This window comes from Mesorhizobium sp. B4-1-3 (genome assembly GCF_006439355.1).
In the GTDB taxonomy this organism is placed as follows: domain Bacteria; phylum Pseudomonadota; class Alphaproteobacteria; order Rhizobiales; family Rhizobiaceae; genus Mesorhizobium.
In genome coordinates this window covers 158193-170817 of record NZ_VFTG01000008.1, presented here as the reverse complement: position 1 = coordinate 170817, position 12625 = coordinate 158193, and the positions used below count along the sequence as shown (strand labels likewise).

16 protein-coding genes are annotated in these 12625 nt (G+C 64.6%); 6 read left to right on the top strand and 10 right to left on the bottom strand.

Features of this window, described 5'->3' with window-relative positions; genetic code table 11:
- The first annotated feature begins 107 nt into the window (after positions 1–107).
- Positions 108–1127: a LacI family DNA-binding transcriptional regulator gene (locus FJW06_RS13575; RefSeq protein ID WP_140752428.1), complete on the top strand. Its 1020-nt coding sequence runs from the start codon at positions 108–110 to the stop codon at positions 1125–1127.
- Here FJW06_RS13575 and FJW06_RS13570 read toward each other — a convergent pair.
- From FJW06_RS13570 to FJW06_RS13550, 5 genes are all read right to left on the bottom strand, one after another.
- Positions 1117–1917 carry an inositol monophosphatase family protein gene (locus tag FJW06_RS13570; RefSeq protein ID WP_140752427.1) on the bottom strand — a complete coding sequence of 267 codons (801 nt, stop codon included), beginning with the start codon at positions 1915–1917 and terminating at the stop codon, positions 1117–1119. The genes FJW06_RS13575 and FJW06_RS13570 overlap by 11 nt on opposite strands.
- Positions 1918–1983: 66 nt before the next feature.
- Positions 1984–2982 carry an LLM class flavin-dependent oxidoreductase gene (locus FJW06_RS13565; RefSeq protein ID WP_140752425.1) on the bottom strand — a complete coding sequence of 333 codons (999 nt, stop codon included), beginning with the start codon at positions 2980–2982 and terminating at the stop codon, positions 1984–1986.
- 3 nt (positions 2983–2985) lie between these two features.
- Entirely contained in the window at positions 2986–3822 is an 837-nt protein-coding gene (locus tag FJW06_RS13560) for an arylamine N-acetyltransferase (protein WP_140752423.1), read from the bottom strand.
- Between the two features lie 87 nt (positions 3823–3909).
- The gene (locus FJW06_RS13555; protein ID WP_140752421.1) at positions 3910–5082 is read right to left on the bottom strand and encodes an AI-2E family transporter; all 1173 of its coding nucleotides are present in this window, start codon (positions 5080–5082) and stop codon (positions 3910–3912) included.
- 106 nt (positions 5083–5188) lie between these two features.
- A complete protein-coding gene (locus tag FJW06_RS13550) occupies positions 5189–6265 on the bottom strand; it encodes an LLM class flavin-dependent oxidoreductase (protein ID WP_140752420.1) in 1077 nt (358 codons plus the stop codon).
- Between the two features lie 232 nt (positions 6266–6497).
- Here FJW06_RS13550 and FJW06_RS13545 point away from each other — a divergent pair, with 232 nt between their 5' ends.
- Positions 6498–6926: a DUF6481 family protein gene (locus FJW06_RS13545; protein ID WP_140752418.1), complete on the top strand. Its 429-nt coding sequence runs from the start codon at positions 6498–6500 to the stop codon at positions 6924–6926.
- Positions 6927–6997: 71 nt separating this feature from the next.
- Here FJW06_RS13545 and sugE read toward each other — a convergent pair whose 3' ends face one another.
- Entirely contained in the window at positions 6998–7312 is a 315-nt protein-coding gene (gene sugE / locus FJW06_RS13540) for a quaternary ammonium compound efflux SMR transporter SugE (protein ID WP_140752417.1), read from the bottom strand.
- Between the two features lie 195 nt (positions 7313–7507).
- Positions 7508–7633 carry a hypothetical protein gene (locus FJW06_RS30805; protein ID WP_140752416.1) on the bottom strand — a complete coding sequence of 42 codons (126 nt, stop codon included), beginning with the start codon at positions 7631–7633 and terminating at the stop codon, positions 7508–7510.
- A gap of 211 nt (positions 7634–7844) precedes the next feature.
- Between FJW06_RS30805 and FJW06_RS13530 the strand changes: the two genes are divergently transcribed.
- Both FJW06_RS13530 and FJW06_RS13525 read left to right on the top strand, forming a co-directional pair.
- Positions 7845–8804 carry a cation diffusion facilitator family transporter gene (locus FJW06_RS13530; RefSeq protein WP_140752414.1) on the top strand — a complete coding sequence of 320 codons (960 nt, stop codon included), beginning with the start codon at positions 7845–7847 and terminating at the stop codon, positions 8802–8804.
- Positions 8805–8837: 33 nt separating this feature from the next.
- Positions 8838–9242 carry a GFA family protein gene (locus FJW06_RS13525; RefSeq protein ID WP_140752412.1) on the top strand — a complete coding sequence of 135 codons (405 nt, stop codon included), beginning with the start codon at positions 8838–8840 and terminating at the stop codon, positions 9240–9242.
- A gap of 168 nt (positions 9243–9410) precedes the next feature.
- Here FJW06_RS13525 and FJW06_RS13520 read toward each other — a convergent pair whose 3' ends face one another.
- A complete protein-coding gene (locus FJW06_RS13520) occupies positions 9411–9734 on the bottom strand; it encodes a hypothetical protein (protein ID WP_040999331.1) in 324 nt (107 codons plus the stop codon).
- A gap of 165 nt (positions 9735–9899) precedes the next feature.
- On the opposite strand from FJW06_RS13520, the gene mbfA reads away from it, so the two are divergent.
- Positions 9900–10883: an iron exporter MbfA gene (gene mbfA / locus FJW06_RS13515; RefSeq protein WP_140752410.1), complete on the top strand. Its 984-nt coding sequence runs from the start codon at positions 9900–9902 to the stop codon at positions 10881–10883.
- Positions 10884–10924: 41 nt separating this feature from the next.
- Here the strand turns inward: mbfA and FJW06_RS13510 are convergent, their stop codons facing one another.
- Positions 10925–11269, bottom strand: coding sequence for an antibiotic biosynthesis monooxygenase (locus FJW06_RS13510; RefSeq protein ID WP_140752408.1), 345 nt, complete (start codon positions 11267–11269; stop codon positions 10925–10927).
- The gene (locus FJW06_RS13505) at positions 11266–11634 is read right to left on the bottom strand and encodes an NIPSNAP family protein (RefSeq protein WP_140752406.1); all 369 of its coding nucleotides are present in this window, start codon (positions 11632–11634) and stop codon (positions 11266–11268) included. The genes FJW06_RS13510 and FJW06_RS13505 overlap by 4 nt, the downstream gene beginning before the upstream one ends.
- A gap of 168 nt (positions 11635–11802) precedes the next feature.
- On the opposite strand from FJW06_RS13505, the gene FJW06_RS13500 reads away from it, so the two are divergent.
- Positions 11803–12477, top strand: a complete 675-nt coding sequence (locus FJW06_RS13500) for a winged helix-turn-helix domain-containing protein (protein WP_140752404.1) — start codon at positions 11803–11805, stop codon at positions 12475–12477.
- Positions 12478–12625: the final 148 nt, after the last annotated feature.

The following is a 12625-nucleotide window of genomic DNA, read 5'->3' as shown; positions in this document are numbered from 1 at the left end:
GCGAAAAGTGGCGACTTTACGTAGGTTTAATTAAATAAGGGCGGCTAAACGTTTCGAAAATGACGGTGTCAGGGCGGCAAAAACAGCGGAAATCCACGGCGCCGACCATGCTGCACGTAGCCGAGGCGGCGCGCGTGTCGGTGGCCACCGTGTCGGCATTGCTCAACGGCACCGCCACCGTCAGTCCCGAGCTTACGCAACGCATCGAGCAGGCGATCCGCGACATCGGCTACAAGCGCAATGCCATCGCCCGCAGCCTGAAGATGGGCACCACGCGCACCATCGGCCTCACCGTGCCGCACATCACCAACCCGTTCTTCACCGATGTCGTCTCGGTCATCCAGCAGGCCTTCGACCGCGCCGGCTATGCCGTCATGCTGTGCTGCACCGACGAGGACCTGAACACGCAGGACGAGCAGATACGCCTGTTGCTCGACCGCATGGTCGACGGGCTGATCGTGGCGCGCGTCGGCGACGGCGGCATTTTGAAGGGCATCGTCGAGGACGCCAACGTGCCGGTGGTGCTGCTCGACCGTCTGTGCGAGGGCGTCGACACTGACGCAGTGGTGCTGGACAACCAGCGCGCGGTGTTCGACGCCGTCACCTATCTCATCCATCTTGGCCACCGCCGCATCGGCTACATCACCGGCACATCCGACATATCCCCCATGCACGATCGCATGATCGGTTATCGCGAGGCGCTGCAGGCGGCCGGCCTGCCGGTGGCGGAGGAGCTCATACGCTCCGGCAATTTCCACGAGATCGACGGCTACAACGCCACCATGCAGCTCTTGTCGCTGCACGACCGGCCAAGCGCGATCTTCTCGGCCAACAACCCGATGGTGATCGGCACCATGAAGGCGATCCGCGACATCGGCCTCAGCTGTCCCGAGGACATTTCGGTCGCCTGCTTCGACGATTTTCCCTGGTCGGACGTGTTCGTGCCGCAACTGACCACCGTGGCGCAGCCGGTGCAGGCGATCGGCGAGCAGGCGGCGAACCTCCTGCTCGACCGGCTGGTCGGCAATCGCGACGCGCCGCCGCGCAAGCTCGTGCTGAAGGGCCGGCTGATGATCCGCAATTCCTGCCGGCCGCTGGGCGCGGTGGCGCAGAGCGTCAGCGCGTAGGTTCGAAGGCCTCTGCGCACAGCGCCTGCAGCTTTCGGAAGATGTGCCTGCCGCCGGTGATCACCCGCGTGCCGTGGCCAAGCACCGTCTTCGGATCCGCTTTCAGCACCGTCCCGCCGGCCTCTTCGACCAGCAGCATGCCGGCCAGGCAATCCCAGGCATTCATGTGCTCCTCGATATAGCCGAGCAGCCGGCCGGAGGCCGCATAGGCAAGCATCAGCGCTCCGGAGGCATTGCGGTAGAAGACGCCGCCTTCGCCCATGATCAGGCCGATGAGCACGACGACATTCATGGTCGAAACGCGGTTGGAAAGCCCGGTGCCGACGGCGCCCTCGGAAAGCGACGCCGCATCGCTGGCCTTGATCGGCTTGCCGTTGAGGAAGGCACCGCCGCCCAGGCGGGCGTAGAACGTCTCGTCGGTCGAGGGTTCATGGATGACGCCGGCCACCGTCTCGCCATCCCTGGCACAGGCGATCACCACGCACCAGGCGGGAATGCCGCGAACGAAATTGGCGGTGCCGTCGATAGGATCGATCACCCAGACGTGACCGGTCGTTCCGGCCACCGCCGCGTGCTCCTCGCCGACGATGCCGTCTTGCGGATAAGCCTCGGCGATCGCCGCGCGGATGAACAGCTCGAGCTCGCGATCGCCCTCGGAAACCAGGTCCTGGTGGCCCTTGCTCTCGACGGTCAGATTGTCGAAATCGCGAAAATATTTGAGGCCCAGCTCGCCGGCGCGCCGCGCCAGGTCGATGGCGAAGTGCATGCGGTCGTCGAGGTCATTGGTCATGATAAGCTCGCGCTTGGGCAGGGAGCCTGCCCTTAGCAGACGAGCATGTCAGAAGCCATGGCGCCGTCAGGCCGCCTTCGACATCGATTTGTGCACGTCGGCGAGAATCTCGAAGGAGCGCACCCGCGCGGCATGGTCGAAGCACTGCGCCGTCACCATCAATTCGTCGGCGCCGGTGCGGCGGATGAAGGCGTCGATGCCCTGGCGCACCGTCTCCGGCGAGCCGACGACGGCGCAGGACAGCGCCTGGGCAAGCATGGTCTTGGCCACGGAATCGAGATCGCGGTCGTAATTCTCGACCGGCGGCGGCAATTGCCCGGGCCGGCTGCTGCGTAGGTTGACGAAGGCCTGCTGCAGCGAGCTGAACAGAAGCTTCGCCTCGGCGTCCGTCGGCGCGGCAAAGACATTGAGGCCGAGCATGACATAGGGCTTGTCGAGCTGAGCCGAGGGCTGGAAGCGCGTGCGATAAACCTCCAGCGCATGATCGAGCTCGGCCGGCGCGAAATGCGAGGCGAAGGCATAGGGCAGGCCGAGAAGGGCGGCAAGCTGCGCACCGTAGAGGCTGGAGCCGAGGATCCAGACCGGCACAGTCTGGCCCTCGCCGGGCACGGCGCGGATGCGCTGGCCTTCCTCGGCCGGCTGGAAATAGCCCATCAACTCGATCACGTCCTGCGGGAAATTGTCGGCGGACTCCAGGTTGCGCCTTAGCGCCCGCGCTGTCAGCATGTCGGTGCCCGGCGCGCGGCCGAGGCCGAGGTCGATGCGGCCGGGAAAAAGCGCGGCCAACGTGCCGAACTGCTCGGCGATCACCAGCGGCGCGTGGTTGGGCAGCATGATGCCGCCGGCGCCGACGCGGATCGTCTTGGTGCCTGCGGCGACATGCGCGATCACGACCGACGTGGCGGCGCTCGCAATGCCCGGCATGTTGTGGTGCTCGGCCAGCCAGTAGCGCTTGTAGCCAAGGCGCTCGGCATGGCGGGCGAGGTCGAGCGAATTGGCAAGCGATTGCGAGGCGGTGCTGCCTTGCGCGATCGGCGACAGGTCGAGAACCGAAAGGTCCGTCATTGGTCAGGTCTCCACGATGCGTTTTTCCTTCAGCCTCGCCTCGAAGGCGGGGCGGTCTGGAATGACGATGGCGAGCTGGTTCTCCAGCACGTGGGTGAGCTCAGTGGCCGTCGCGATCTCGCGCTGCTCGCCGCGGCCACCGGCATGATGCGTCGACAGCCGGTTGTTGCGCAGCGCATAGCGCCGGTCGGGCAAGGCCAGCGCGGCGACCAGCGTCGACAGGAAATGCGAGCTCGGATGCGTCGAGAGGAAATGGCTGGCGACCCGGTAGTCGGCCTCGTAGGCCTGACTCATGTCGAAGCGGTAGAGCGTGCGCCACTTGCCGGCGGAAGTGGCGCCGCCGATATCGGCCTGCAGGCGGAATTGTCCGCCGGTCTCGACGAGACGGAAGGTTTCGTGCGGCGTCCGCTGCTCCAGCCCGGCTTGCAAAAGCAACGGCGCCGTCAGCGTCAGGCCGCCGAAGCCGACATCGGCAATGTAGGCGCGGCCGCCAAGCTCGATGCGCAGCAGCATATGGCTGCGCGCCGTGATTGCATCCTCCGGCTGGCCCCAGAGCACGCGGGCGGCGAGCCCGCTGACCGTGAAGCCCAGCGCGGCAAGCGCGTGCATGAAGATCAGATTGTGCTCGAAGCAATAGCCGCCGCGGCCCTGGCGAAAAATCTTGTCCTGCAGCGAAGCCACGTCGAGGCCGACGGAAACGCCCATAAGCGCATCGATGTTCTCGAACGGGATCGCCCGCGGGTGGACGGCGTGCAGCGCCTGAAGCGTGGCGAGCGACGCCTCGGCCGGTCCGCCATAACCGATGCGGGCAAAATAGCCATCGAGATCGAAGTCGCTCATTCAGGAACGGGTTCCGGCTTGACCGATCCGATATAGGCACTGGTCACCGGTGTCGCAACAATGGCCGGAGTTTGGATTGGGCCAGCCTCAGGCGGCTTTATTGTGGTTGTTGTTACCAGCCGGCTCTTCATCGACGACAGCCGTGTGCTGCGCGGCCAGGAAATTGCCGAACGGGCTCAGGCTTTCGAAATGATCGCAAAAAACCTTGATGACGACCAGCAGCGGCACCGCCATCAGCGCGCCGACAAAACCCCACAGCCATGACCAGAAGGCGATGGCGATGAAGATCGCCACGGCGTTGATCTCAAGCCGCCGCCCGACCACCATCGGCGTCACGAACTGGCCTTCGATGATGTCGCACAGCACCACGAAGGCAGGCGCCAGCAGCGCATAGGCGATCGTGTCGAAGCTGATCAGCGCGATGACGGCGACGATCAGCACGGTCATCAGCGCCCCGACATAGGGAAGGAAATTGAGCAATGCCGCCATTGCCCCCCAGACCAGTGGGTTGGGCATGCCGAGCCCCCACAGACCCAGCCCGATCACCGTGCCGAGACTGACGTTGATGATGGAGACAGTGAGCAGATAGTGCGAAATCTCGCGCTCAACGTCATAGACGACGCGCAGCGCCCGCTTCTTCTGCGTCATGCTGGCGAAGGACTGGACGATCTTCTCGTAGAACAGCGTGCCGGACGCGAGCAGGAACAGCGACAGCACGAAGACGATGGTGATCGCGGTGCCGGCCTCGAGGATGTTGCTGGCCGCCGTGGACAGGATGCCGGAAGGCGCCACCGCGACCCGCTGAAGGCCGGGCTCCTGAGATGTCTCCGTCAGCGCCTCCAACTGATGTGCGAGATCCATCATTCGTTCCAGCGGCCGCTTGAACGGCGCCAGCCGCTCCGTCAGCTGCTGGCCGATCGAATAGGAGTTGTTGATGAGGTCAATGACCGGGCCGCTGAGCAGGTAGCCGGCGCTGGCGAAAACGACGGTGGAAAAAAGCACCAGCAGTGTCGCCGAGACCACTTCCGGAATGCCGCGCTTGCGCAGGAAGCGCACGATCGGCGTCAGCGTCAACGCCAGCAGGAAGGCAAGTATCACCGGCATGAAGAAGGCGCGGGCGAAATACAGCGCCGCCGCCGTTAACAGAATGAAAATCCCGATCAGCAGCGACCGCATCAGGCGCATGTCGGCTCGCGCAGCTACGCGCGCGTCATGGCTTTCGGCAGCGCTCGCGTCCGAAGCGATCGGCTCGGCTTTCATCGGTTCCCTCAGGAGCACCGAAACCGGTGCAATCGCCGGGAAAACGTGTCCGCCGGGCCAAGGTTCCGTTAGCCGGCGATCATGGACGCCCTTCGGCTGCAGCCGCTCAGGCGCCAGTCACTCCCGACATTGGTGCCGGCGCGGCGGCCGCCGCCTTCGCCGTCTCCTTGCGCACGAGCGGCGCCACCCTGGTGCCGTAGAGCTCGATCGCCTTCATGATCTTGGCGTGCGGCATCGTGCCGATCGCCATTTGCAAGAGGAAGCGGTCGTTGTTGAAGATCTTGTGCTGGGCGACGATCTTTTCCGCCACTTGTTCGGGATTGCCGACGAAGAGCGCGCCGTTCGGGCCACGCGCCTGATCGAAATGGGCGCGCGAGGTCGGGCCCCAGCCGCGCTCGCGGCCGATGCGGTTCATCACCTCGGCCTGCGGTCCGTAGAAATCGTCGGCCGCCTGCTCGGTCGTCTCGGCGATGAAGCCGTGCACGTTGATGCTGGTGGCAAGCGTTGCCGTATCGGTGCCGGCGCGCCGCGCGGCCTCGCGGTAGATCTCGAACAGCGGCGCGAAACGGGCCGGCTCGCCGCCGATAATGGCCAAAGCCAGCGGCAGCCCGAGCACGCCGGCGCGGGCGGCCGATTGCGGCGTGCCGCCGATGGCGATCCAGATCGGCAGCCTTTCCTGGAACGGACGCGGGTAGACGCCGCGGCCATTGATCGGCGCGCGCAGCTTGCCCTGCCACGTCACCTTCACCTGGTCGCGGATGGCGAGCAACAGGTCGAGCTTCTCGGCGAAAAGCTCGTCATAGTCTTCGAGGTTGTAGCCGAACAGCGGGAAAGATTCGATGAAGGAGCCGCGCCCGGCCATGATCTCGGCGCGCCCGTCGGACAGAAGGTCGAGCGTCGCGAATTGCTGGAAGACGCGCACCGGATCGTCGGAAGAGAGCACCGTGACCGCGCTGGTAAGGCGGATCTTCTTCGTGCGCTCGGCCGCGGCGGCAAGCGCCACGACCGGGGCGGAGGCGGCATAGTCGGGGCGGTGATGCTCACCGAGCCCGAACACGTCGAGACCGACCTGGTCGGCCAGCTCGATTTCCTCGATGAGGTTGCGCAGCCGCTCATGCGGGCCGATGGCGCCGGGACCCGGCTCCGGGCTGACGTCGGCGAAAGTGTAGAGACCGAGTTCCATCTGGTTGCGTCCTAAGGGCGTTCATGTGGATGTTGCGTGTCGGCGCTAGAGGTAACGATCCGCCTTTCCGCCCGCCAGAGGCGCGGTCTGTGAACAGTGCATCATGCATCGCCGCGCCGTATCCCTGCGGCAACAAGCCCGGATTTTTCATGGCTGGCATACCGAATTGGCGCTTGAACTCGCCGCTTTCGCGCGTATGTAAGCCTCGCGAATAGACTGCAGGGAAGTACACTTGGCTATCTACAGGGAAAAAGACATTTTCGAGCGGCGCAACGCCGCGAACGAGGCAAAGAAGGCGCTGCTCGAGCGCTTCAAGGCAAAGCCGGCGGCGGATGATCCGGCCGTTCTGGCCCGCCAGGCCGAACGCAAGGCTATCCTAGAGGCCCGCGCCATCCGCGAGGCCGAAAAGGCAAGACTGAAGCAGGAAAAGCTGGCGCGTGAAGCGGCCGAGAAGGCCGAGCGCGAGGCGATTGCCGAAGCGGCGCGTCTTGCCGCGGAAGCAGCGGCAGCCGAAGAGGCCAGGCGCCGCGAGGCCGAGGAAGCCGAGCGCATCGCGATCGAGCTTGCCGAGGAAGCGGCGCGCAAGGCCAAGCGTGACGCACGCTACGCCGCCCGCAAGGCGCGGGTCGGCAGGGCGCCTCCGGGCTTCTCCGCCCGCTAAGTCCGGGCTCGTCGGAACAATAAAGTCAGGGTCGCCGAAAGCGGCCCTGAACGCGTTTGTGCCGGAAATGCTCAGGCCACCAGTTTGAGCCCGACGATGCCGGAAACGATCAGGCCGATGCAGGCGAGCCGCACAGCCGTCGCCGGTTCGCCGAGCAGCCAGATGCCGAGCAGCGCCGTGCCGACGGTGCCGATGCCCGTCCACACCGCATAGGCCGTGCCGACGGGCAGCGTCTTCAGCGCCAGGCCGAGCAGGCTGAGGCTGACGATCATCGAGGCAATGGTAAGAAGGGTCGGCAGCGGTTTGGAGAAGCCGTCGGTATATTTGAGGCCGATCGCCCAGCCGATCTCGAAAAGGCCGGCAACGAAAAGAAATATCCAGGACATCGAAGCGCTCCGTCATTCCAGCATCGGTTGGGATGCCTGGTGTGGCGGGTCGTCCCTGCCGGTTTCTCGGAGAAGCGAGGTCGTCCTCGCCTCTTGGATATAAAGTGCTCTTGTTTTGCGATCAACAAAACACCGGCAGCACGGCCATGCTGCCGGTTCAAGCCTGCATCGAGCCGTTCGGCGGAATCCGGCCGTTTACTTTTCCTTGATGCGCAATGCCTTGACCGGCGGCGCCTTCGGGGCCGGGGCTGCGGCGGGCTTCTTGGCATCCTTCTTCGGCTTGCGGGGTTCCTTGCCCGCCTTCATCGCACCTTTTGCCATGATTCGCTCCTCCGGTTTGTGGGCGGTCCAAGTGAAACAAGAGAAATGCCGGACTGCAAGAGGCTGTGCTGCTTTGCGAAGCCGGCCGGCCGGCTGTCAACCGATTTTCCGGGCACCACGCCGGCTCGAAACCTCGCACCGGCTGGCGCATTGTCTGTAGAGCTTCGCCGGTCGGGCCGTTAAGCTCGAGGCGCGGGCAGGTCGGAGACCGATGGCAGGACATAGCGGATCGAGACGGGTGATCTACGCCGCGCTTGCCGGCAATTTGGCGATCGCGCTCACCAAATTCGCGGCGGCAGCCTTCACCGGTTCGTCCGCCATGCTGTCGGAAGGCGTGCATTCGCTGGTCGACACCGGCAACGGCGCGCTGCTCCTCTACGGCATGCACCGCGCGGCGCGGCCGCCCGACCGCACGCATCCGCTCGGCCACGGGCGCGAGCTCTATTTCTGGAGCTTCATCGTCGCGCTTCTGGTGTTCGCGCTCGGCGCAGGCGTGTCCTTCTACGAGGGCGTCATCCACATCATGGCGCCCGAACCGGTCGTCAGCGTCAAGGTCAACTACATCGTGCTCGGCCTCTCCTTCCTTTTCGAGGGCAGCTCATGGCTGGTGGCGCTGAAAGAGTTTCGGCAACAGAAGGGCCGGCAGGGTTGGTTCCAGGCGGTGCGCCGCAGCAAGGACCCCAGCGTCTACACGGTGCTGTTCGAGGACAGCGCCGCGCTGCTCGGTCTCATCGTCGCCTTCGCGGGTATCCTGTCCGCCGAACTGCTCGAAATTCCCGAGCTTGACGGCGTCGGCTCGATCGGCATTTCAATCATCCTTGGCGCCACCGCGATTTTCCTGGCGCGCGAGAGCAAGGGGCTGCTCCTGGGCGAGCCCGCCGCCCCGGACGTGCAGCGCCAGGTGTTGGAGATCGCCGAGGATGATCCAGCGGTGCAGCGGGCGAACGGCATATTGAGCGTCCATATCGGCCCCGAGGAGATCGTCGCGGGCTTGAGCATCGAATTCGAGGATGACCTCACCGCGCCCGAGATCGAAGCCTGCGTCGAGCGCCTGGAAGCGAGGCTCAAGAAGGAAATGCCGCAAATATCGAGGCTGTTCGTCAAGCCGCAAGCCACTGGCACATGGGAGCAGCGGCGCAAGGCCATGGCCGAGGCCTCGGACGAGAGCTAGGTTGAAGCACCGAACTTTGTAAGGAGCTAGGCGATGAAGATCGACGGCGGATGCCATTGCGGCGCGATCACCTATGAGGCGGAGGTCGATCCCGAGAAGACCTCGATCTGCCACTGCACGGACTGCCAGCAGCTGACCGGCACGGCCTTTCGCGTCACCGTTCCGGCGCCGGAAAGCGACTACAGGATCACCAAGGGCGCGCCGAAAACCTACATCAAGGTCGTGGCAAGCGGCGCCAGGCGCGCCCAGGCTTTCTGCGCCGACTGCGGCTCGCATCTTTACGCGACGTCGGTCGGCGACGGCCCGAAGGTCTATGGCATCAGGGTGGGGACCGCCCGGCAGCGTCAGGACCTGGTCCCGAGGCACCAGAAATGGCACCGGTCGGCCCTGCGCTGGCTTCCGGAATTCGAGGGCATGACGACGACGGAAGAGCAATAAGGCTGAATGCCGGGCTGGGCGGTTGCCAGTCATTTCCGTGAAATCGGCGCAAACACCGGGGATTGGTTGCACCAGGGAATCAGCAGAGCCTGCTGTCGCTTTTACCCGCCTTGGGCAATTCAACATCTTGCGCGAGTGCCCGATCGACACCTCACCACGCGAACCCCTTCATCCCAAGAGCGTCTTGGTCCGTTTGCTGCCGCCCAGCTTGCGCCAATTGTTAAAGCGGTGGGTGGCGGCGGCGAAGGAGATCTTCATCTGCTGGGCGACGGTGTAGCGAGACTTGCCCTCGTCGAACATGCGGTAGCAGCACTCGACGCCTTCCTCGGTGAGCTTGCCGTCGGGCGTCTTGTTGTGCGGATTGGCGGGATCGAATTTCTCGATCTGCTGCTCGACCAGGCCCTTGAGGCGCTGCAGGTCGGCCTCGATGCTGGCGATGAGGTCGAGAACGGGCTTCGCATCGAATGCATGCGGCGGCTTCTTGTCCGTCATTCGGTTGGTTCCTTCATTTCGGCTGCTGCCATCCATATAGGCGAACATTCGGCAATAATGAAGGGCGGGCCGAAGCGCGCTCGCGAGTGCGTCGACGGACCGGCGATTGACGCCCGGCAGGCAAGATCCTAGTTTAGAATCATTCTAAACAAGAGTGGTTTCATCATGCTTTCCCGTGTTTTCGGCTTCGGCCGCCGTTCCTTCGATTCGCTGTCGGAGCAGGAGATCCTGGCGCTGGCGATCTCCTCCGAGGAGGATGACGGGCGCATCTACCGCGCCTATGCCGATGGTCTGGCGCAGGACTTTCCGCAATCGGCGAAGGTGTTCGAGGCGATGGCCGAGGAGGAAGACGGCCACCGTGATTCGCTGATCGAGCTTTATCGCAAGCGCTTCGGCGAACGCATCCCGCTGATCCGGCGCGAACACGTCAAAGGCTATTTCGAGCGCAAGCCCGACTGGCTGGTGAAGCCGCTCGGCATCGAGCATGTGCGCCGGCAGGCCGAGGAAATGGAGCGGCAGGCTTATCGCTTCTATGTCGAGGCGGCCAAGCGCACCACCGACGCCTCGACGCGAAAGCTGCTCGACGACCTCGCCGTGGCCGAGCAGGGCCATGAGAGCTCCGCGCATGAGCTGGAGCAGGAGCATGTGCCGGGCACGGTCAAGGTTGAGGAGGCGAGTGCCGAGCAGCGCCAGTTCATCCTCACCTATGTGCAGCCCGGGCTGGCCGGATTGATGGATGGCTCGGTGTCGACACTGGCGCCGATCTTCGCCGCCGCCTTCGCGACGCATGCGACATTCCAGACTTTCCTCGTCGGCCTCGCCGCCTCGATCGGCGCCGGCATTTCGATGGGCTTCACCGAAGTCGCCTCCGACGACGGCAAGCTCTCGGGGCGCGGTTCGCCGATCAAGCGCGGCCTCACCGTCGGCATCATGACGACCCTTGGCGGCCTCGGCCACGCGCTGCCCTATCTCATTCCCTATTTCTGGACGGCAACGATCGTTGCGGCGGTCGTGGTGTTCTTCGAGCTCTGGGCGATCGCCTTCATCCAGAACCGCTACATGCAGACCCCATTCTGGCGCGCCGCCTTCCAGGTGGTGCTGGGCGGCGCGCTGGTGTTCGGCGCGGGCGTGCTGATCGGGAACGCATAGCTCTTCTCCTCCTCCCTTGCGGGAGAAGGGGAAGGCGCGCTTCACCCATTCAAGACCCTGCTATCCGCCGGCGCCTCTGCCCTTTCGTCCATGCCGTAGTCGCGCACCACGTGGGCGATGCGCAGACGGTAGCCGGCAAAGATTCCGCCGCGACCGGCCTTCTGGGCCTGCCGGTGCTCCCCGGTGTTGCGCCAGGCCTCCACCGCTTCCTCGTCGCGCCAGAAGGACAGCGACAGCACGCGCTTCGGATCGGTCAGGCTCTGGAAGCGCTCGACCGAGATGAAGCCGTCGATGCTCTCGAGCAGCGGCTTAAGGTCGGCGGCGATGCCGAGATAGGCATCTCGCTTCCCTTCCGCCGGCTCGACCTCGAAGATGACAGCGATCATGCCTCGATCCCTTCCTTGATCATTACGTCGGTGCGAAAGACCTGCCTCGGGCCATGCGGCCCTGACACCAGCTTCAGGAAGACGCGATCTTCCTTCAGGATGAATTTCTCGCGCCTGGCGAATTCGTAATTTGCCTTGCCGACCGCGTCTTCGGCAAGCCGCGCGCGATAGGCCTCGTAGGCCGCGAGGCTTTCGATGTTGTAGGCGGCGTAAGCCGTGGTGGCCGAGCCTTCATGCGGCCCATAGTAGCCGATCAGGTCGGCGCCGCAGCGCGGAATGGCCTGGCCCCAGGCGCGCGCATATTGCTCGAAGGCCGCCTTGCCGAACGGGTCGATCTCGTAGCGGATGAAGCAGGTGATGGTCATGTCGGGTCTCCTCGTCGGTTGGCTTCTGCACATCGATGCTTCGACCGCGATCGAAACATCGCTTACGCCTCTGTGCTAGGCATTTTCCTTGTCAGGAGTGTTTGCCCGGGCTGCTTGAAGATGGCCGCAGAATAATGTTTCCCTGACGAGAATGCTTCGATGAGGACCATGCGTGAAGGACCCGATATCGCCCGCATTGCCAGCCTGGTCGGCGACCCGGCCCGCGCCAACATGCTGAACGCGCTGATGGGCGGCACGGCGCTGACCGCGTCGGAACTGGCGCTGGAAGCCGGCGTGTCGCTGCCCACGGCTTCCTCGCATCTGTCGAAGCTGATGGAGGGCGGGCTGCTCACCTTGGCGAGCCAGGGCCGCCACCGCTATTACGGGCTTGCCAGCGCGCAGGTGGCCGGCATGATCGAGGCGATCATCGGCGTCGCCGAGGCGGTCGGCCCGAAGCGGGTACGGCCCGGACCGCGCGATGCGGCCATGCGCGTGGCGCGGGTCTGCTACGATCACCTCGCCGGCGAGCAGGCAGTGGCGATGCTCGACCGGCTGTTCGACAGGAAGCTTTTGCTGCGCGAGGACAATGAAATCCGGCTCTCGCCAGCCGGCGCCTCGCATTTTTCCGCGCTCGGCATCGAGACCCAAGCCCAGGCGCGGCGGCCGGTATGCCGCGCCTGCCTCGACTGGAGCGTGCGGCGCTCGCATCTGGCCGGCACGCTGGGCGCCGCGATCCTCGACAAGATCATCGCCGAGAAATGGGCGCGGCGCGAGAAGAACAGCCGCGCCGTGGTGTTCTCGCCAATGGGGAGGCAGGCGTTCGAGCGGATGTTTCTGGCTTAGAGCGTTTCACCGTTTCACGGAAACGGCGAACCGCTCTATCTCTTTGTTTTTACGCAATTCCGGACGGAAACCCGCTCACACTTTTCCTGGAATTGCTCCAGAGCTGCGCCGCAAACGATACGCCTGCAACGTCAGCGCGAGGCACCCC